Source organism: Gilliamella sp. B2887, assembly GCF_026537015.1.
Classification (GTDB): domain Bacteria; phylum Pseudomonadota; class Gammaproteobacteria; order Enterobacterales; family Orbaceae; genus Gilliamella.
The window spans coordinates 55,418-77,312 of record NZ_JAFNMX010000003.1; the positions used below are offsets into that span (position 1 = coordinate 55,418).

17 protein-coding genes are annotated in these 21,895 nt (G+C 36.0%); 3 read left to right on the forward strand and 14 right to left on the reverse strand.

The annotated features are described in order from the left end of the window. Positions 1-36: 36 nt before the first annotated feature. The 12 genes from J3U13_RS03595 to tyrA all read right to left on the reverse strand — a co-directional run bounded on the left by J3U13_RS03595 (position 37) and on the right by tyrA (position 14,147). Complete coding sequence (locus tag J3U13_RS03595) at positions 37-834, reverse strand: TatD family hydrolase (protein WP_267340220.1); 798 nt, start codon at positions 832-834, stop codon at positions 37-39. A gap of 8 nt (positions 835-842) precedes the next feature. Next, complete coding sequence (recC, locus tag J3U13_RS03600) at positions 843-4,043, reverse strand: exodeoxyribonuclease V subunit gamma (RefSeq protein ID WP_267340221.1); 3,201 nt, start codon at positions 4,041-4,043, stop codon at positions 843-845. 841 nt (positions 4,044-4,884) lie between these two features. Further along, the gene (locus J3U13_RS03605; RefSeq protein WP_267340223.1) at positions 4,885-5,310 is read right to left on the reverse strand and encodes a F0F1 ATP synthase subunit epsilon; all 426 of its coding nucleotides are present in this window, start codon (positions 5,308-5,310) and stop codon (positions 4,885-4,887) included. Between the two features lie 26 nt (positions 5,311-5,336). After that, positions 5,337-6,719 carry a F0F1 ATP synthase subunit beta gene (gene atpD, locus J3U13_RS03610; protein ID WP_267340224.1) on the reverse strand — a complete coding sequence of 461 codons (1,383 nt, stop codon included), beginning with the start codon at positions 6,717-6,719 and terminating at the stop codon, positions 5,337-5,339. 47 nt (positions 6,720-6,766) lie between these two features. Beyond that, positions 6,767-7,636, reverse strand: coding sequence for a F0F1 ATP synthase subunit gamma (atpG, locus tag J3U13_RS03615; RefSeq protein ID WP_267340225.1), 870 nt, complete (start codon positions 7,634-7,636; stop codon positions 6,767-6,769). 14 nt (positions 7,637-7,650) lie between these two features. Beyond that, positions 7,651-9,192 carry a F0F1 ATP synthase subunit alpha gene (atpA, locus tag J3U13_RS03620; protein WP_416380633.1) on the reverse strand — a complete coding sequence of 514 codons (1,542 nt, stop codon included), beginning with the start codon at positions 9,190-9,192 and terminating at the stop codon, positions 7,651-7,653. Between the two features lie 11 nt (positions 9,193-9,203). Then, the gene (gene atpH / locus J3U13_RS03625; protein ID WP_267340226.1) at positions 9,204-9,737 is read right to left on the reverse strand and encodes a F0F1 ATP synthase subunit delta; all 534 of its coding nucleotides are present in this window, start codon (positions 9,735-9,737) and stop codon (positions 9,204-9,206) included. A 13-nt stretch (positions 9,738-9,750) separates the two neighbouring features. Next, the gene (gene atpF, locus J3U13_RS03630) at positions 9,751-10,221 is read right to left on the reverse strand and encodes a F0F1 ATP synthase subunit B (RefSeq protein ID WP_267340228.1); all 471 of its coding nucleotides are present in this window, start codon (positions 10,219-10,221) and stop codon (positions 9,751-9,753) included. A 24-nt stretch (positions 10,222-10,245) separates the two neighbouring features. Next, positions 10,246-10,476 (reverse strand): F0F1 ATP synthase subunit C, encoded by a 231-nt coding sequence (gene atpE / locus J3U13_RS03635; RefSeq protein WP_034901511.1) that lies wholly within the window; start codon positions 10,474-10,476, stop codon positions 10,246-10,248. Positions 10,477-10,512: 36 nt separating this feature from the next. After that, complete coding sequence (gene atpB / locus J3U13_RS03640) at positions 10,513-11,295, reverse strand: F0F1 ATP synthase subunit A (RefSeq protein WP_267340230.1); 783 nt, start codon at positions 11,293-11,295, stop codon at positions 10,513-10,515. 254 nt (positions 11,296-11,549) lie between these two features. Continuing rightward, a complete protein-coding gene (glmM, locus tag J3U13_RS03645; protein ID WP_267340231.1) occupies positions 11,550-12,887 on the reverse strand; it encodes a phosphoglucosamine mutase in 1,338 nt (445 codons plus the stop codon). A 138-nt stretch (positions 12,888-13,025) separates the two neighbouring features. Further along, positions 13,026-14,147, reverse strand: coding sequence for a bifunctional chorismate mutase/prephenate dehydrogenase (gene tyrA / locus J3U13_RS03650; protein WP_267340232.1), 1,122 nt, complete (start codon positions 14,145-14,147; stop codon positions 13,026-13,028). Positions 14,148-14,263: 116 nt separating this feature from the next. On the opposite strand from tyrA, the gene xthA reads away from it, so the two are divergent. The 3 genes from xthA to J3U13_RS03665 all read left to right on the forward strand — a co-directional run bounded on the left by xthA (position 14,264) and on the right by J3U13_RS03665 (position 18,348). Continuing rightward, positions 14,264-15,070, forward strand: a complete 807-nt coding sequence (gene xthA, locus J3U13_RS03655) for an exodeoxyribonuclease III (protein WP_267340234.1) — start codon at positions 14,264-14,266, stop codon at positions 15,068-15,070. 35 nt (positions 15,071-15,105) lie between these two features. Next, positions 15,106-16,443 carry an exodeoxyribonuclease VII large subunit gene (xseA, locus tag J3U13_RS03660; protein WP_267340235.1) on the forward strand — a complete coding sequence of 446 codons (1,338 nt, stop codon included), beginning with the start codon at positions 15,106-15,108 and terminating at the stop codon, positions 16,441-16,443. A 234-nt stretch (positions 16,444-16,677) separates the two neighbouring features. Continuing rightward, positions 16,678-18,348, forward strand: a complete 1,671-nt coding sequence (locus J3U13_RS03665; RefSeq protein ID WP_324169958.1) for a molecular chaperone HscC — start codon at positions 16,678-16,680, stop codon at positions 18,346-18,348. 68 nt (positions 18,349-18,416) lie between these two features. Here the strand turns inward: J3U13_RS03665 and J3U13_RS03670 are convergent, their stop codons facing one another. After that, positions 18,417-21,095 carry a J domain-containing protein gene (locus J3U13_RS03670; RefSeq protein ID WP_267340236.1) on the reverse strand — a complete coding sequence of 893 codons (2,679 nt, stop codon included), beginning with the start codon at positions 21,093-21,095 and terminating at the stop codon, positions 18,417-18,419. After that, the gene (locus J3U13_RS03675) at positions 21,092-21,790 is read right to left on the reverse strand and encodes a DUF1266 domain-containing protein (RefSeq protein ID WP_267340237.1); all 699 of its coding nucleotides are present in this window, start codon (positions 21,788-21,790) and stop codon (positions 21,092-21,094) included. Before J3U13_RS03675 ends, J3U13_RS03670 begins: the two co-directional genes overlap by 4 nt. Between the last annotated feature and the right edge of the window lie 105 nt (positions 21,791-21,895).

A 21,895-nucleotide genomic window follows, 5' to 3' on the forward strand; every position in this document is an offset into this window, starting at 1 on the left:
ACCTTGTGTCTAATTAACCTATTAATAATTAAAAAGTTATTGATGTGCTTGGTTTTGAATTTTCATATTATTAATTCTGCTAAATAGCGTCAAGGTATTTGTTAGAATCGTTCTACATATTTGTTCTGAATCTTCAATACGTAATTGACAAAGAATATTAAATATATTGACAATGTTTTCAGGACGGTTTATTTGCCCTTGTCGACCGCTTAAAGGCATATCAGGGGCATCAGTTTCTAATACTAGGCTTTCGAGAGGTAACTTTGCAATGGCATGGCGTGTTTTATTTGCTCTAGCATAACTTATTACGCCACCTACACCAATATAATAGCCTAATTTGATAAATTGCATTGCTTGTTGATAGCTACCGGAAAAACCATGGATCACGCCACGACACGGTAAATTAGCTTGATGTAACTCATGATAAATTACATCATGAGTTTTACGTGAATGAATTAAAACGGGTAATTCATAGCGGTTAGCTAACGCCAGTTGAGCTCGAAAAAAAGTAAGTTGTTGTTGCCAATCTACGGAAATGTCATAACGGTCTAAGCCGATTTCGCCAATGGCAACTAATTTTTTAGGAGAAGTACTAATGATATCGGATAATTTTTCAAGATCAGTATGAGAATGTTGATAGATAGGATGCAAGCCCAGTGCGGCATAAAGTTCATCATATTGCTCAGTGAGTTGCAGAATTTGACTGAAATGATCTGCTGATATGGCAGGCATAATTAAACTGGCAATTTTAGCTTGTCGAATACAATTCATTGAGTTGTCTAACGCTGTCAAAAAAGCAGGAAAATTGAAATGACAGTGTGTATCTATGAACATAATGCCTCCTATTCTACTGTTACTTGATGTAATAAAATTGGCAATAAAAATTGCTTAGCAAAATCGATGATTTGTTCAACTTGTTCTTCAGTTAATTCAGGATACAAACGTTCATAGTAGCTGTCGCATTCTGATGATTGAAAAAGAATCCCTTGCCAAGTATTCATAAGCTGATTTTTAGCCCTATCACTATCAACAATTTCGCCTGTTTTTTTATTATAAGCAAAGGTTAACCAATTCCACGCACTTTGAATTGGCATTAATAACGGTTGATTGATGCCTTGCAAAAAACTTTCAACTAGTGGGGTTAAGTAAGTTAATGCCTCGTTGGCATCTAAATGCGAAAATCGCCATTCTTGATCATCACGACCATAAATGCGGCTTTGGCTATCAACTTTCTCACGGTATAAAATGCAATAAACCAAGTGATCTATCCATAATGAAATACCATCACGAATTGAAAGTTTTGATGGTCGCCAAGTTAAAATACCATCGGATTGCAAATGTGTTAGCCAACCTTGAAGTGGGTAATGTTGATTATTTACCTCAATTGTTATATTGACTTCCTCACTGGTCATCTCTAACCGTTCTTGACAGATTTTATCTGCTAAAGATTGCATAGCTTCGCTTTGCTCATCATAAATGATCTCACCAAAAGCGCCATCAGGCAGCTCACCAGTTAATCTTAATTGCTGATAAAGAACTTTTGAATCTTTAGATGTTTGAGTAATTAATTGATTTAAAATTTGCACATTGAGTTGATAACGTTTTAAGTTATCCAGATTAAAGTTTTCGGCATCAGGTAAAGTATCATCAAGATAACTGACATAAAAATTAAACCGTTTTTGCAAAAAAAACCGAATAGAGTGTTGAAAAAAACGTTTTAATTCATCAAGATTAATACAATCAATACTGATAGCTGGTATTTGACTAATGAATGTTTGGCTTTCTCCTTTTTTCAAGGCAGCCGGTAACCACTCATCGGCATAACTTTTCGGTTCTTGTAAAAAGTTTAAAGGATTAAATGGCGTTCTAGTGTGAAAAACTTTTAAAAAATCAATATTGTTTTCTGTGTTTTTTGTTGATTCACCATAATATTGAACAATATATTCCCAAAGTTCATCAACCAGTACGGATGGGTAACGTTCGCTATTATCTTTCATATCACGTCCGACATAACTGATATAGAGTTGATATTGAGTGGATAAAATGGCTTCTAAAAATAGATAACGATCATCAGTTCGACGACTGCGATCGCCTCGTCTTGGATATTTGGCAATTAAATCAAAATCCAGCGGTAGTGATGTTCTTGGGTAGTCGCCATCATTCATACCGAGCAAACAAACTACTTTAAATGGAATAGATCGCATAGGCATCATAGTACAAAAATTGATTTTACCGACTAAAAAACGATGTGCTAAGTGATTTTGTTCTAAACGAGCCTGCATTGCATCATGCAAAACAGTGATCGAAATAAGTTCGGTAAATTGAGCTGTTAGGCCACTATTAATTAATTGTTCCCATTCATCTTCTATCATTAATAAAAGAGCATCGCGTTGCTCATTATGCTTAAAAAAGTCATTAATTAGTTCAAGGCAATAACCTTGCCATTCAGATAATGGTTTGGCTTCATTTAGTATCATAAACCATTTACGAACAACTTTAATGAACTGAGCCAATTGACCGATAAGCTCAGCATCTAATCCTGTGGCACCATCATAAGGTAAAATTTGTTGCCAACCCCCTTGTTCACTATTCATGGTATAACCAAGCAATAATCGCTCAAGTCCGAATAGCCAACTGTGTGCACTTTCCAGACCAAAACGGATACCAGATTCGATAATCCATGTTCGCAATAAAATTAATTGTGATTCATTAATAGCAAAATTTTCAGCAATGGCGGGAATTTCCAGTAAATTAAATAGCTCTTCTGCAGTGAATCGACTATTGGGAAAGTTTAAAATAGCAAAAAATCCCTGAACGATTGGATCGATATTACGAGCCTTTTGGTCAGAAATCGTAAATGGTAAATAACGATCACCACTGGCATTACCGAATACGGCACGAATATAAGGTACATAGCGATCAATATCTGAAACCATCACAATACAATCGCGAAGTTCAATGTCAGGATTTGCATCAAAAACCGATAACAGATAATCGTATAATATTTCGACTTCACGTTGTTCGCTATGACAAATATGGAACGAAATGGATTTATCGGACATAGCGAGGTGTTTATTATTCGAATTATTATGATAAAGTTCTAAAATATCTTGCTGAATAGCGTGTAACAAGCAAGAGCGTTCTTGATCGACGAAGGCTTCAATATCTTGTTTACTATTAAATTCTTGTAATAAAAATAAATTGTCGCGACCTAATTTTCCCCACGAGGTTAATAATGGATTTGGGATCTTATCCGGTGTATTTAAAATGTCGGATAGCTGTTTTTCGACAATATCGCCCCAGTACCATTTACAAGGATTATTAAACATTAAATGTACATCAATATGTAGCCCTAGTGCTGATAGCAAGGAAAGATAAATAGGTGGTAGCGAGGTGATACCAAAAATAAAAATACGTTCGGGAAGCTGATTTAGTCGAGTGCTATCGAAATTATCATCTAACAAAATTTCTAGCATTTGTTGATAAATATTCGCACGGTGATAGGGCTGGCTAATTGCAATCAGTTGTCGCCATAATTCTGCTTGCCAAATTTCATCGGCATGATGATTGAGTTCGTCAACAGTTTGATTTGCTTCCCATTTTGCTAGCCAATCAGGACGATAAACCAAATATTGGTCAAATAAGCGGGCAATGCGGGTTGCTAACTGATAAAGCTTTCGATCTTGCTTATCAATATTAAGATAATGTTTAAGTGTGTTAAATTCGCCTTGCTCAATAATTTGTGGAAGTAAATAATACAAACGCCAAGTCATTGTCTCAATACTATAACTGTTTTCAACTGGCGCATCAGGCAATAAACTTTGATAAAGTTGCCAAATAAACTGGGTCGGAAAAAGAAAATCAACATTTGCTACTATACCCAGTTCATCTGCTAAAGCAATTTGCAACCATTGTCCCATACCTTGACTTTGCACCATCACAACATCGGGTGTAAAGATATCTTCTAATGGCTGTCTGCGCATCAATTCACTTAACAGTGTCTTGAGTAAATCAACTTGATTGGAATGGTAAATGGTAAACATGATCACATTAATGTTATATAAATTGACTCAAATTATCGCCGATAGCGACTAATAAATCTAGCACAGTAATTTTAAACAATTAGATTATAAATATCACATAGTATGATAGATTTTTGTCAAAACGTTTTAGCAAGAAAATAAAGAAAGATATTAATAATATATAATGAGTTATATTAATCAAACGTTTGTGTATAACATTTCATTTTATATTAAATTATATAAGGGCTTTAACAAAAATGGCAATATTCTCTTAAGCCTCTTAAGCAAATACACTATGGCTCATGCCAATTTATGCTTTTACTAAGTGTTTAAGCTGGTTATCATAGCTTAACATGATATTTTTGGGTGCCAAATCGCACTAAAAGCTTCAACTCTTCTATTAACATATAGACAAATCAAGACTATTGCCGATTCGTTTTGATTGTATTTAGCGAAATAACGATTATTCAAATAAATATAAATGTATCCTTGAAAAATATTTGCAGAATCTGGCATAGACATTTGCTGTAGTGTATTAGACAGGGGGGGATAAGCGAATAAAAGTTTTAATATAATGGGTCTCTTTTGGATCGTTTATCAATCGCATAATAGCGTAGAATCATCCTGAGGTTTGCGGTATATTTGATATTTAATCAATAAATTTATATGGTTATATATGGGTAGTCATGATTTGTTAAAGAGATAAAAATTGGTAATACAAGTAGCGAATGATAATAAACTGATTTTCAGTGATTGTTATTTTGACTGGGTTAATTTTATTGCTTTAAAAAGTGTAATAAAATAGAAGGTTACATCAATAAGATGTAACCTTCTATTTTATGCTAACACAGTAAAAAGCTAATTATTGCCCTATGCGGCGTGTTAATTCGATAACGCGAATTTTTGCCAAAGCTTTTGATAACTCTGCTGATGCTTGAGCAAATGACATATCATCACTTGGATGATTAATATGTTCTTGCGCTTGTCTTACTGCTTCTTGTGCTCTTGCTTCATCTAAGTCTTCACCGCGGATTGCGGTATCAGCTAAGATTGTCACAATATTCGGTTGAACTTCTAATACGCCACCAGAAAGGTAGATAAACTCTTCTTCACCATTTGCTTTGACAATACCTACCATACCCGGTTTAATCATGGTAAGTAGGGGAGTGTGACCAGGGTAGATCCCAAGTTCACCTTCTTGACCTGTGACTCTGATTCGCTGAACATCACCTGAAAATAGGTGAGATTCAGCACTAACAACTTCTAATTGATAGGAAGTTAGTGCCATAATACTATCTCCGTTCAATGAATCTCTTAGAGAGATTTCGCTTTCTCAATTACTTCGTCGATTGAACCAACCATATAGAATGCTTGTTCCGGAATGTGATCATAATCGCCATTCATAATTCCTTTAAAGGCACTGATGGTATCTTTCAATGGTACATATTTACCTGGTGAGCCTGTAAATACTTCCGCCACGAAAAATGGTTGAGATAAGAAGCGTTGAATTTTACGTGCACGAGCAACGGTTAATTTATCGTCTTCTGATAATTCGTCCATACCAAGAATTGCAATGATATCTTTTAATTCTTGGTAGCGTTGTAAAATTGACTGAACGCCACGAGCACAATCATAGTGTTCTTGACCAACAACTAATGGATCTAACTGACGACTGGTTGAATCTAATGGATCCACCGCAGGGTAGATACCTAATGAGGCAATTTGACGACTCAATACGATCGTTGCATCCAAGTGAGCAAAAGTTGTTGCTGGTGATGGGTCAGTCAGGTCATCGGCTGGCACGTATACCGCTTGAATTGAAGTGATTGAACCGGTTTTAGTTGAAGTAATGCGCTCTTGTAGCAAGCCCATCTCTTCTGCTAATGTTGGTTGGTAACCTACCGCTGAAGGCATACGACCTAATAGCGCAGATACTTCAGTACCAGCTAAGGTATAACGGTAAATATTATCGATGAATAGAAGAACATCTTTCCCTTCATCACGGAATTTCTCAGCCATGGTTAAGCCCGTTAACGCTACACGTAAACGGTTTCCAGGTGGCTCATTCATTTGACCATATACTAACGATACTTTATCAAGTACGTTTGATTCTTTCATTTCGTGATAGAAGTCATTACCTTCACGAGTACGTTCACCTACCCCGGTAAATACTGAGTAGCCTGAATGTTCGATAGCGATGTTACGGATTAATTCCATCATGTTAACAGTTTTACCAACACCTGCACCACCGAACAGACCAACTTTACCACCTTTAGCAAATGGACAAATTAAGTCGATAACTTTGATACCCGTTTCCAGTAATTCAGTCGAGTTAGCTAGTTCTTCATAAGTTGGTGCTGCTCGGTGAATTGCCCAACGCTCTTCTTCACCAATTGGACCTGCTTTATCAACAGGATCACCTAGTACGTTCATTATACGACCAAGTGTTTTAGTACCGACGGGTACTTCGATGCCGTGACCTGTATTTACTACTTTAAGTCCACGTCTTAAACCATCAGATGATCCCATTGCGATACAACAAACAACACCACCACCTAATTGTTGTTGAACTTCCAGAACTAATTTTTCAGCGCCGGTTTCTACTTCTAATGCATCATATACCTTTGGTACTGCATCTTCTGGGAATTCGACATCAACCACCGCACCGATGATCTGGACAATCTTTCCAGTAGCCATTTTTAATCCTCTACGTCTTTTTCTTAACTATAAGCCAATATTTAGCACTAACCTGAAACAGCGGCTGCACCGGATACAATATCAATCAATTCATTTGTGATCGCACCTTGACGTGCTTTATTGTACACAATTTGTAATTCATTAATTAAGTTTGCACCGTTATCTGTTGCTGCTTTCATGGCCACCATTCTTGCCGCTTGTTCACTCGCTAGATTGTCAACCACAGCTTGATAGACTTGTGATTCAATATAACGACGTAAAATCACATCTAATAGTGATTTAGCATCAGGCTCATAAATATAATCCCATGATGAAGCTTTGAGCGCTTTATCTTCTGATTGCGGTAATGGTAATAATTGCTGTATTGTTGGTTTTTGTGACATGGTATTAATAAATTTATTCGTAACAATATATAATTTATCAATTTTGCCATTGTCATATGCCTCAAGCATTGTTTTTACCGGTCCAATTAAATCGGATAAAGTTGGTTCGTCACCCAAATTCGTGACTTGCGTTAAGATGTTTGTTTTTACTGATGAAAAAAATGAAACACCTCGAGAACCAATCAAAGCAACATCAGCTTCAACATTTTTTTCCTGCCATGCTGACATATCAGCAATGACAGTTTTGAAAAGATTGATATTTAAACCACCGCATAAACCACGATCAGTTGAAATGATAAGATAGCCAACTCGCTTTACATCTCTTTCTTCTAAATAAGGATGTTTGGCGCCTATCTGAGCTAACGCTAAATGTCCAATTACTTCTCGAATCATCTCAGCATATGGACGACTTGCGGCCATTCTATCTTGTGTTTTACGCATTTTAGAATTGGCAACCATTTCCATTGCTTTAGTAATCTTTTGCGTACTTTGGATACTGGCAATTTTTGTTCTAATTTCTTTTGCATTAGCCATTTTTTACCTCACCCTTACCAAGTTTGAGTTGATTTAAAGCTTTCAAGTATTGCTTTTAATTTACTTTCAATCTCATCATTGTAATTACCCGTTTCGTCGATTTGTGTGACAAAATCCGCATATTGACTGTGGGCATAAGCAAGCAGTGCTGCTTCAAAAGGTAATACTTTAGCAAGTTCTACATCTTCAAGGTAACCACGCTCAGCAGCGTAAAGTACAATTGATTGCTCTGCAACAGTCATAGGCGAATATTGCTTTTGTTTCAATAGTTCAGTTACTTTTTCACCATGACTTAATTGGTTTCTTGTTGCTTCATCTAAGTCAGAAGCAAACTGTGAGAACGCAGCCAGTTCACGATATTGTGCAAGTGCTGTACGAATACCGCCTGATAATTTTTTCATTATCTTAGTTTGTGCAGCACCACCAACACGAGAAACCGAAATACCTGGGTTAACTGCAGGACGAATACCTGAGTTAAATAGGCTGGTTTCAAGGAATATCTGACCATCTGTAATCGAAATTACGTTAGTTGGTACGAATGCAGAAACGTCACCCGCTTGAGTTTCGATAATTGGTAAAGCAGTTAATGAACCGGTTTTACCTTTTACTTCGCCTTTAGTGAACTCTTCAACATAAGCCTCGTTAACACGAGCTGCACGTTCAAGTAAACGTGAATGAAGATAGAACACATCACCAGGATACGCTTCACGTCCAGGTGGGCGACGAAGTAGTAATGAAATTTGACGATAAGCAACGGCTTGTTTAGATAAATCATCATAAACAATTAATGCGTCTTGTCCACGGTCACGGAAGTATTCTCCCATAGCACAACCAGCGTAAGGCGCTAAATATTGTAATGCGGCTGATTCAGACGCTGAAGCGACAACAACGATTGTATTTTTAAGTGCACCATGTTCTTCAAGTTTACGTACTACGTTTGCAATAGTTGACTGTTTTTGACCTATTGCGACATAGATACATTTTACACCTGAATCACGCTGGTTAATAATTGCATCGATTGCTAATGCTGTTTTACCTGTTTGACGGTCACCGATAATAAGTTCACGCTGACCACGACCAATTGGAATCATTGAGTCAACCGCTTTATAACCAGTTTGTAACGCTTGGTCAACAGATTGACGATCGATAACGCCTGGAGCAACAACTTCTACAGGTGAGAAACCGTCATGTTGAATAGAACCTTTTCCATCAATTGGTTCACCAAGTGTATTGATAACACGACCTAATAAGCCATCACCCACTGGTACCTGTAAAATGCGACCAGTACATTGCACTTTCATCCCTTCCGATAAGTCTTCGTATGGTCCCATAACCACCGCACCGACTGAATCTCGTTCTAGGTTTAATGCCATTGCATATCGATTACCAGGTAATGCAATCATTTCGCCTTGCATTACATTGGTTAATCCGTGAATTCGAAGAATACCATCACTAACTGAGATGATCGTTCCTTCATTGTGAGCATCACTCACAATATTGAACTGAGCTATCCGCTCTTTAATTAGTTCACTTATTTCAGTTGAATTTAGCTGCATTATCAGTCCCCTTAAGACTGTAGAGCGTCATTTAAACGATTTAAACGCCCTCTGATACTACTATCAATAACCATATCGCCCGTACGAATAATAAAACCAGAAATGAGCGATTTATCAATATGACATTTTAGTTTTACTTTTCGTGATAAACGTTTTTCGACAGCGATAGAAATTTTATTAAGTTGTTCACTAGTTAATTCACTAGCTGAAATGACATCCACATCTGCTTGAGCTTCTTTATCTAAACAATATTGTTCAAATAAAGTTAACACTTCAGGAAGAAGCGATAATCGTTTGTTTTCAGCCATCACTTTAATAAAATTAGTGCTAAACTCATCCAATACATCTTTACAGATGTTGATGAGTAAATTAGCCACCAAATCAGTTTTCATATCAGATGTTAGAATACTTCTTATTTGTGCATTTTTGCTTACTTGAGAAGTTAATACCAACATTTTATGCCATGATTCGATGCTGTTTTTTTCTACCGCAAAATCAAAAGCGGCTTTAGCATAAGGGCGAGCAATTGTAATTAAGTCAGTCATTGCTCTGTTCTCCTTACAGTTCAGCTACGAGTTTATCAATGATGTCGCTATTTGCGGCTTCATTAACAGAACGTTCAATAATTTTTTCTGCACCGGCAATAGCGAGTGTAGCGACTTGTTGTTTAAGCTCTTCTCTAGCGCGTTTGCGTTCAGCTTCTACTTCGGCAAGTCCTTGAGCAACAATACGTTCTTTCTCGCGAATCGCTTCTTGTTGAGCTTCTTCAAGAATGATAGCTTTACGTTTATTTGCTTGCTCAATAATTGCATTAGCCTCTACCTTAGCCTGTTGCATTATGTCAGATGTATTTGCTTTGGCTAATTCCAAATCTTTTTTTGCTGTTTCTGCTGAAGCAAGACCTTCTGCTATTTCTTTTTGGCGTTTTTCAATCGCATTAATAACAGGTGGCCAAATAAACTTCATGCAGAACCAAACAAACAATACAAATGTAATTGCTTGGCCGAGGAGAGTTGCGTTCATATTCATGAGACGATTCCTCTTAAAAGTTTATTAACCGGCAACAGCAAAAATAACATAAAGTGCAATACCCACACAGATCATTGGGATCGCATCAACTAAGCCCATAACGATAAAGAATTGGGTACGTAACATAGGCATTAATTCAGGTTGACGAGCAGCACCTTCAAGGAATTTACCACCTAGTAATCCAATACCAACTGCACCACCAATTGCAGCTAATCCCATCATTATGCCTGCGGCTACAAATAACATACTATCCATTATATACTCCAGTTTATTATCAAAAAAATAGTGAAATTAGTGATCTTCCGTTGCCGATGCCATTGCTAAATAGACGATCGTCAACACCATAAAAATAAAAGCTTGTAACGTAATAATTAAAATATGGAATATGGCCCAAGGTAATGACAATATCCATTGTGACCACCAAGGTAATAGTGCAGCAATTAAGATAAAAATAAGTTCACCTGCATACATATTACCGAAAAGTCGAAGTCCTAGAGAAACAGGTTTAGCTAATAAGCTAACAAGTTCAAGGATTAAATTGATTGGTGCAAATGCCCAATGATTAAAAGGATGAAGTGTATATTCTTTAATAAATCCAGAAATACCTTTGTATTTAATTGAATAGATTATAATAAGAATAAATACGCCTAATGACATTGACATTGTGATACTAACATCTGCAGAAGGAACGACTCTTAAATGAGAAATACCTAAATATTGCGCTGCGTAAGGTAAAAAATCTACTGGAATGAGATCCATTAAATTCATCAAGAACACCCAAGTAAACACTGTTAGGGCTAACGGTGCAATGAGTTTATTTTGACCAGTGAACATGTCTTTGACAGTGTTATTAACAAATTCGAAGAGTATTTCTACTGCACATTGCAATTTACTCGGTACACCACTGGTCGCTTTTTTAGCTACACAATGGAATATCCATAAAAAGATAATACCTAGTACAATTGAAAAGAACAACGAATCCAGATTAAAGGTCCAAAAACCAGAACCTACTTGCAAGTTCTCAAGATGATGCTTGATATAAGCTTGTGGTGAAGCTGGAGAGGAAACTGACATAAAACCCTCTTACCTTATTTCTAAAATTTAAAAATACTGCCTATATTCTTTTTTGATAAAGGTATAAGCAATCGCTTGTAATAATCCGAAGCTTCTATTTTAAACCTAATTGCCTATAATAAGTCAACCTTTGATTAACAAAATTAAGAATTTAGACACTTTTTACTAAATTTGTGTAAAGAATAGCAACTTCTCGTGTTACTTTATTAGAAATAATCCCCTATTAATTGTCACATTAATGGGGATTAATTAACCTAATTTGATGCTTTAACTGCTTCAGAAATTTGTTCTGCTAGTTTCTGTACTTCCGCAGAATTACTACCTTCTACCATGACGCGAATGAGTGGTTCTGTTCCTGATTTTCGAATCAAAACACGCCCATGAATACCAAGTTGTTTTTCGGCTTGTTTAATGGCTAATTTGACATTAGAATTTGTTAATGGATCGTGTTTGCCAGAAAATCGTACATTAATTAATATTTGTGGCAACATAGTCATACCACTACATAAATCCGCCAATGACATGTCATTACGCACCATAGCAGCTAAAACTTGTAGACCAGCAATGATACCATCACCAGTGGTGGTTTTATCTAACAATAAAACATGACCAGAATTTTCAGCACCTAAACGCCAATTTTTTTCAAGCATTTTTTCAAGTACATAACGGTCACCAACTTTAGCGCGAACAAATTGAATGCCCAAATTTTTAAGCGCGATTTCAAGTCCTATATTACTCATTAATGTGCCAACAACACCTCCTTTTAGTTGACCTTGTCTTAAGGCTTCACGGGCAATAATGTAAATAATTAAATCACCATCAATTTTATTGCCTTTATGATCGACCATAATAATGCGATCACCATCTCCATCAAGAGCAAAGCCTAAGTCAGCTTTTTCTTCAAGAACACTTTTGGTTAATGCCTTTACATCAGTAGCACCACAGTTTTCATTAATATTGACACCATCGGGTTCACAGCCAATCTTTATCACATTTGCACCAAGTTCACGTAAAACTTTAGGGGCGATATGATAAGTGGCACCGTTAGCACAATCGACGACTATTTTTAATCCAGCTAAACTTAAATCATGATCAAAGGTGCTTTTACAAAATTCGATATAACGGCCTGCTGCATCGGTAATGCGGCTTGCACGTCCGAGTTGTTTGGATTCAACGCAGTCGATCTCTTTTTCAAGTTGAGCTTCAATTTCTGATTCGATTGCATCATCAAGTTTCTTCCCCTCGGTTGAAAAAAATTTAATACCATTATCATAAAAGGGGTTATGCGATGCCGAAATCACTACACCAGCATCAGCTCGAAATGTTCGTGTTAAATAGGCAATAGCTGGGGTTGGCATGGGACCAGTAAATGCAGTAGCAACACCAGCCGAAGCAAATCCTGCTTCAAGAGCTGATTCAAGCATGTAACCCGAAATACGCGTATCTTTACCAATTAATACTTTTTTAACCCCATCTTTGGCAAGTATACGACCTGCAGCCCACCCTAGCTTAAGCGCAAAATCCGGTGTGATGGGGTATTCTCCAACTTTTCCTCGAATCCCATCTGTTCCAAAATATTTTCGATTAGACATTTTATTCCCTCACACTAAATTTTATTTTGGTCTGCTTTTAACTATAAGATTATTATTTATAAATCATTTTAACTAGACGCAGTATGTATGAACTTTTTGTAAAAAAGTTTGAGGTTGACTATACGTTTTAGTATAAAATCATTCCCGATTATCATTAGCAAATTTAAGTAAAACCTGACTTTCTTTAATAAAGCGTTGGGCGTAATTACCAAACCACTCAGTGACGTTATTAAAATTCTCAATAAATTTTTCTTTGTTACGTTGCTCAATTAATTCAACCATTTCTCCGAAACATTGGTAATAATGTTTGATCAACTCAATATTTTCGTCAGATGCCATAATAATATCGGCATAAAGTACTGGATCTTGCGCAAACAATCGACCAACCATCATTAATTCTAGGCGATAAATAGGAGAAGATAGAGCAATCAATTGTTCTAAATCGGCTTGTTCCCGCTGCATATTCACGCCATATGAAAAAGAGGTAAAATGGCGTAAAGCTTGAATAAATGACATGCATTTATCATGCTCTTTAGCATCAATTGCACATAAATTGGCTCCCCAAATACGCATTTGTTCAATTAACCATTCATATTTAGCTGGTTCACGCCCTTCACAATAGACAATAATCTGTTTTGCTAAATTCGGCACATCAGGACCAAACATCGGATGCAGCCCAACAACAGGACCGGAATGCTTTTTGAGCATAGCCTCCAGGGGTTTAACTTTTATAGACGTGAAATCGGTTAAAATACAATCCTTAGGCAGTTGCGGTAATTGATCGATGATTTCGCATGTTTTGTTAATTGGTACTGTCACAATCACTGCTGCGGCATCAGCAACCACTTCAGCTGCTTGATGCATGGTTTTAGAACCTAAGGTTTTAACATGGTAACCAGATAAAGTGAATAGACGGGTAAACAATCTACCCATTTGTCCATTACCTCCAACGATAACAATAGAACCTTGACCGGTATAGACCTTTTTAAAACCTTTGTTATTTTCACTGATGTATGATTCACGCATTAAACGGCGTAATATATCTTCAATTAAAGAAGGTGAAACGCCAATATTTTCAGCCTCTTGTCTTCTTTGGGCTAACATTTCTGCTTCACGCTTGGGATCGTAAATCGGAATACCGTGTTTGCTTTTTACATCGCCAACTTTGGCAACTAATGATAATCTTTTATTAATTAGAGATAAAATTGATTGATCGATTTCATCGATTTTATCGCGTAAGGCAAGTAATTCCGTAGACATATTCGGTTATTCCTTTTCTCACAAATGATAACTGTTACTATAATAGCTTAACAGTATAACGTATTTTTGGTAGGATGGGACTATTGCAACCTTAATTCCAATATAATAAATTTATCATGAAAGTTATTTCTTTTAATATTAATAGCCTTCGGGCTCGAATACATCAATTAGCCGCCATTATCGACCAGCATCAACCGGATGTGATAGGTTTGCAAGAAACCAAAGTTCATAATGATCAGTTTCCAGTTGAAGAACTGGAACAGTTTGGTTATTACTTAAATTATCATGGGCAAAAAGGGCATTATGGTGTGGCACTGTTAACTAAGCAAAAGCCCCTTTCGGTTCAATGTGGTTTTTCAACGGATAGCGATGATGCACAATGCCGATTAATTATGGCTCAGTTAGCAACCAGACAAGGTAATTTAACGGTGATTAATGGTTATTTTCCGCAAGGAGAAAGTCTGCATCATGAAATCAAATACCCTGCAAAACGTAAATTTTATCAAGATCTGATTCATCATTTAAAGCAACAGCAATTGAGTGATCAGCTCTGCTTAATTATGGGCGATATGAATATTAGCCCAACCGATTTGGATATCGGCATTTCAGACGATAGCCGTAAACGTTGGTTACGTACTGGTAAATGTTCATTTTTACCTGAAGAGCGGGATTGGATGAACAATTTACTGTCGCTTGGGTTTACAGATACTTATCGTAATGAACATCCAACAAAGCAGGAATATTCGTGGTTTGATTATCGTTCTAAGGGATTTGATACCCATACTGGATTAAGAATTGATTTGATTTTAGCAAGTGAAAAGCTGATGGCATATTGTCAACAAACAGGCATTGATTACAATATTCGCGCCATGGAAAAACCGTCTGATCATGCGCCAATTTGGGCACAATTTGATTTAGCTTAAAATAGGTAACTGTATCATAACAACAGAGGAAGACTATGCAGCACAATAGTTCGATTTTATCGGTTAAAGATCTTAATCAAATGGTGAAAGATCTTCTTTCTGATGCGATTGGTCAAATTTGGCTGATGGGCGAAATTTCTAATTTTTCTCGTCCAGCTTCTGGGCATTGGTATTTCACGTTAAAAGATGATACAGCTCAAGTTCGTTGTGCCATGTTTCGCAATAGCAATTTCCGTGCTGGCTTTACACCACAAAATGGTCAGCAGGTATTGGTTAGAGCTACAGTTACACTCTATGAGGCACGCGGTGAATATCAACTTGTTATTGATAAAATCCAACCCGCTGGCGCAGGATTGTTACAACAAAAGTTTGAACAATTAAAACAAAAATTATTTGAAGAAGGTTTATTTGATTTTATTTATAAACAGTCATTGCCTGAAAATATTCGTACTGTTGGCATTGTTACCTCTTCAACTGGAGCGGCATTACATGATATTTGTCAGATCTTAAAACGTCGTGATCCAAGTTTGCATTTAATTATTTATCCAACGCAAGTACAAGGTACAGAAGCTGCTGCGCAAATCGCTAAAATGATTCAAATTGCCAATGTTCGTCAAGAATGTGATGTGTTAATTGTCGGTCGAGGTGGTGGTTCACTCGAAGATTTATGGTCATTTAATGAAGAAGTGGTCGCAAGAGCAATTTTTGCCAGCCAATTGCCAATTGTCAGTGCCGTTGGACATGAAATTGATTTCACCATTGCCGATTTTGTTGCAGATGTCAGAGCAGCAACTCCCTCAGCTGCAGCTGAATTGGTCAGTCGCGATAATTTGGAGCAAATTAGGCGTATTCAAGTTCAAGAGCAGCATTTATCTATGGCAATGGATTATTATTTAACACGACGCCGTGAAATGCTCAATAAGTGGCGTCACCAATTACATACCCAACATCCACAAGCTAAACTAGCAAAAAAGTTAAATCGATTACTTTCTTACCAGCATGCTTTATATGAAAATATGCAGCAATATTTACTCAAACAGTCAAATTGCCATAATTTTTTAGATAAACAACTATTACGGCTATCACCACAAAATAATATTATCTACTTGAGTCAGCTAATTCGCCAAAAACGTCAGCAAATTGTTAATTTAATTCATCAAAAAATAACTCAGTCACGACATCAATTTATTTTGCAAACTTCACAACTTAATAGTGTCAGTCCACTTGGGACATTAGAAAGAGGATACTCTATAACGACCAATCAACAAAATACCGTTGTGCGTCATGTTGAACAAGTAAACGAAGGTGAGCTTATCACAACCCGATTAGTTAGTGGTCACTTAACTAGTAAAATTGTTGATATACAAAAATAAAGATAATTATTAGTGCAATTTTTAAATGACGATTGATTTAATGGTCATTTATTGAAAATAATAAATACAAATGGAAATGATTATTTTTATTGGTCTCATTTCGAGATATGAATTATATAATAAGTTAAATTAAATTTGAATATTCAAACGTTTGATAGAATTGTACCCCAAGCAGTATTAACTATATAATATTGTTGATATTAACTTTAAAAATATAAAGAGAAAAAACCAATTATGCATCACCCCATAGGAATTGATTTAGGTACTACCAATAGTTTAATTTGTGTCTGGCAAGATGGTAAGCCAATACTTATTCCCAATTCAATAGGAGAAATTATCACTCCATCAGTTGTAAGTATTGATGAAGATGATTCTATTTTAGTTGGGCGTGCAGCTTTATCCCGTTTAACTACTCATCCAAATAGAACGGCAGCAGCATTCAAACGTTTTCTAGGCTCTAATAAAGTATTTGAATTGGATGACAAGAAATTTACACCAACTGAACTTTCTGCCATGGTGCTAAAATCACTTAAAGCCGATGCCGAAGCTTATTTAAACCAAGAAATACACGATGTCGTGATTTCTGTTCCTGCTTATTTTAATGATGAACAACGCAAACAAACACGTTTTGCCGCAGAATTAGCGGGTTTAAATGCAGTACGTTTAATCAATGAGCCAACCGCAGCAGCTATGGCGTATGGGTTACATGAAGAGCAATCAGGTAATACTCTCGTTTTTGACTTAGGTGGTGGTACCTTTGATGTGACTGTACTGGAGTATGCTTTGCCAATTATTGAAGTACATGCATCTGCTGGAGACAACTATTTAGGTGGTGAAGATTTTACTGATGAACTGGTTAAGGCCTGCTTAAATGAGTGGAATCTTAAACAGAAAGATATTCCTGTTGATGACTATGCACGTTTATTGGATTTAGCGGAGCAACTAAAATGTAAATTAAACAGAGATGAATTGCACAAATTAACTTGGTTTTGGCAAGATAAGCAGTGGCAATTTTCCTTAAATGAAAACCGAGCCAAAACGCTATGGTTACCACTTCTTAATCGTTTGCGTGCGCCTATTGAACAAGCTTTAAATGATGCGCGTTTAAAGACTAATCAGCTTGAGCATATTGTGTTGGTAGGTGGCTCATCGCAACTCGGTATAGTGCGTGAATTGGTAACGAAGTTGTTTGGAAAATTACCTTATCGCCATATTAATCCTACCACGATTGTGGCCCAAGGCGCTGCTGTTCAAGCTGCTTGTCGATTACGTAATGCAGATATTGAAGAGGTTATTTTAACGGATGTATGTCCTTATACATTAGGTATTGAAAGTAGTTCAGGTAATGTGGACGGATTATTTGCACCAATTATAGAACGCAATACCATTGTTCCAACCTCGAAAGTAAAAACTTTTTACACGGTGCACCCGCAACAGAAAATTATTGGTATTTCGGTTTATCAAGGCGAAAGCCCACGCGTAGAAAATAATGTATTGATTGATCAGTTTGATGTGTTGGTAACCCCGATGGAGAAAACACAAGGTATTGATGTGCGTTTTAGTTATGATTTGAATGGTTTGTTAGAAGTTGATGTAGTTGAACTTGAAACAGGCATTCAACATGGAAAAGTTATTGATCATAGCCCAATAGGATTAACTGATGAACAAAGACAAGAGAGCCATGAACGACTAAAATCGCTCAAAGTTCATCCCCGTGATGAGATGCCAAATCGGACTTTATTAGCAAGGTTAGAACGAGCATGGGCGCAATCATTAGGTGATGAAAGAGCATTAATTGGGTCGTATATTGAAGCTTTTATTGAGGTGTTAAATCAGCAAAATTCAGAAGAAATTAGTGAAATGCGCTATGAAATTGAAGTAAATCTAAAAGAGCTCAATCGATAACCACTATAGATTTTTATCAGACGATTTTCCCCTTTTTATACGAACTAAAAAAGGGGATTTTATACCGCTTACTTTTCCTTAATGGTTTTTTTTATTGGTGGTCCAAAGCGATTGGTTTTTTTGAATTCTGGAAACCAACATGGTAATAATAATAGTGGTAGCTTAAGTGTTGTTGTAACAAAATATAAAGGTTGTCCTTTATCAGTATCATTGATACGTCGTTTGATAGCAAAAATAGTATTCATTGCTATCAATGTCAAAATGACACAACTTGTTATATTGTCTAAATCATTTTTACTTAAAAACGTAACCATTTTAATAGATAAGATTAATTGCACGATAAAGCCTATTATATTTGTGCGCCCATTCCAACGCCAAAACTGCCACCATCTATTTGAGGGTAGGGATTGTGAATCAAGCCATTTTTTATTTTCAGTATCTTTTGCCAAAAGTAATGCTGCACAGAGTCGTAAAACTAAATCGTTATCGCTATCATTTTTAAATTCATCTAACAATTTTAGTTCATCATCATCACATACGCCGTATTGATTGGATAAGCGTTTAGCAAGTGATGCGAACTCGTTAAATTGCTTGGTATTGTGATATCTGTTTTTATTAATCGTAAAAGGATATCTCCAATTATCTTTTAAAGAGTTAGCTACCTTTTGTAGATCTTTATTGTTACCAACCAGTTTTTGTAACGTGTGATCTAATTTGGTTTTTTGTTCAGGTTTGTTTAATACAATCAGGTATAGCAATATCAAATAAGCTGGATTTTTTTTAGCTAATTTCTGTGCCCATAATTGTTCTATTTTTTGTTCTATATCATTAAAATCGATATAGTCTGGATCATCAATAAACCATTCTATTGAATCTGGATAATTGTTTAAAATACAATTAACTAGATCACTATCATTATCAATTAGGTTGTAAAGTTCAGATTGATTGTGCCAATTGCCATGTTTAAATATCTCTATTAATGGTTTAAGTTTATCATCCTCCTCCATAGTAAAATGATCATTTTTTTGTCGAATATAAATAGCGACATTTGTCGGATCGTTAACAATAGCATAAACTAATAAACAATGATAAAACCATTGCCAATACGCATTTTTGTTATTCATTCTTGTTGATGCATCTGGCGGTTCGGGTAGCAAATAATATTCCATGAATTCTAAAAATATAGCCCAATCAAACATTTCCATATTTGAATAATGAAAGCTATGATATAAATGTAATTTAGCAATATCGGGGATCGCTTGGAATCTATCTAGCCATAAGCGACCATATAAAACCAGCTCACCATTTTCATTTGGATCGAATTTTTTAGGTAACTGGGCATTTTTATCCTTATCAAATAACCATGCTTTAAATTCTTGTATTGGTGAGAGTTGTTTGAGCCATGTTAGATGTTGTCGTGCCTGTCGTTGTAAATGATGCAGAATAAATTGTTCAAAAGGATCATTGCTTTGATCATCTAAAATTTCTTGTAATAATATTTCGTTACCATGGCGCAACATCACAGCATGCCGATATAATCGATATAATCGACTCGAACCGTCATCGCGTAACAATATCGATAGAATTTGTCGATAACTCCAATTTACGCTTAAACTCCAATTAACAAAATCAACAATTTCTTTTGGGTAACTGTCGATATCATCGAGTCCAGCTAATCGTGCTGTTGTGGCAGTAGTTAATTGCGGAATTGTGTGTAAATAAATTTCTGTTTTATCGGTGGCAGCACAATGACTTTTATTTAATGCCATAATTAATAGAGGGAAGTAATCTTTTTTAAAGTAGACGCACCAACCCGCGATCCAACTTTCTGCTTTTTCTCGATAATGCCCAGAATAATACAAGTCTAACCAGAATTGTAAGGCATTGTGTTTGTCTTCAAGCAAAGTATACTGAATAGCGGCTATATATTTCCAATCGATGATGGTTTGTTCATTTTGATCGTTTCCGGCAATACATTTTAAAGCATAATCCAAAATAAATTGATTTTTCATGTTTGCTTCACTATGCCAAAAAGCAAATTCAAGCATTAAATTTTTATCATCAGGAAGATAAATGACAGTATCTTGGGATAAGAACATATAAACATCGTCGGGTCTACGTTCCCAAAAAAACCATTTGATAGAATAAATATAATCAATAGTAGCATTTTGTAATGCTTTATTGGTTGTTGGTAGACAGGTGTAATCAAATAAATCGCCATGATCGATATGATTTAAGTAACTATCATATAGTTGAGATTCATCAGTAAACTGAGTCATTAATTGCTGACGCCAGCGTAAATTATCGGCTAGAATCTTAACACATGACTCTGAAATATTGGTTGTTTCATAGCTTAACGTTAATAATCGCCACTTGACTGAATCAATAACCGACATTGGGTAATCATAAAATGAAGCAATAAATTTTTGCCATTCATCTCTTTTATAACAACGCAGGGGATCTTCTAATAGAGCTTGGTAAGCTTGGTAAATTTCATTTGCTTGAATTTGTTCTTCTGTTAGTTGTAATAAAGACTCTTGTTCGGATTGTTGGGTTGCTGCATCAATAGCTGTTTCAGGTGAATTTGCATAATTTATTGCTGCTTCATAAGCCTCGCGCAATGCTTTAAATCCATTAGGATCCGTTTCTGGATGATATAATGGCAGCTTTGCACGATACGATTGACGAATAATCGCAGTATCCGTAGTGGGTTTGATGCCTAATATTTGCCAAAAATTTGTATTCATGACCAATCATACTCCCTTAAAGATTCTGGTTTTTCGCGTTCTTTAATATCAATGTACCAAGGTAGACGATTGCAAGGCGAATCTTCGTCGCTAATTAATATTTTCATGGTACGCGTTTGCGATGCTCTGGTTAATTCACAACGTAAAGCTTCAAGATTTTCTTTGTTGTTAAATGATTCCCAAAATTGAAAACCAACGGACCAACCAGCAAAGTAGTTACGCCAGGATTTATAAAAATATTGAGAACGAGCAGCAATTTTTGTAAGAATCCATAGCGCTTCTTCTTCGGTAATATATTTGTTGGTCGTGCCATTTCGTAGTATATATGCCATACGTGCATAATCCCAACTACGAATGCCACCAATACCACATACACAAAAAGTTTGTTCAACAAATTCCAGTAAAACTTTTTGATAATCGTCTTGATTTTGACAGTAATTACGCCAATCGGATTCTGAGGATCGACAGTATATTGAATAATAGTGAGATAATAATGGCGAATGTCCATTATCAACCATATCAAAAACACAATTGAGCAGAGTCTGACGAGATGTGATTCCCCAACTTTCGCTCAAATCTACAAAATTACGTTCGGGAATAAAGTATGCTGAAGTATAACTTGCACCATTATCTTTGTTTAAAGCAACCATTGGCGCGGACAAGCCATATAGCCAATCAATACTATCTTTATTCATGTGTTAATTCCAATAATTCCAAATGTTACATCATATTATTGACATTAGATTGTAACAAAAAAAGTAACTGTGATTAGTAATAAAATAGAACAATTTTTAAATCAT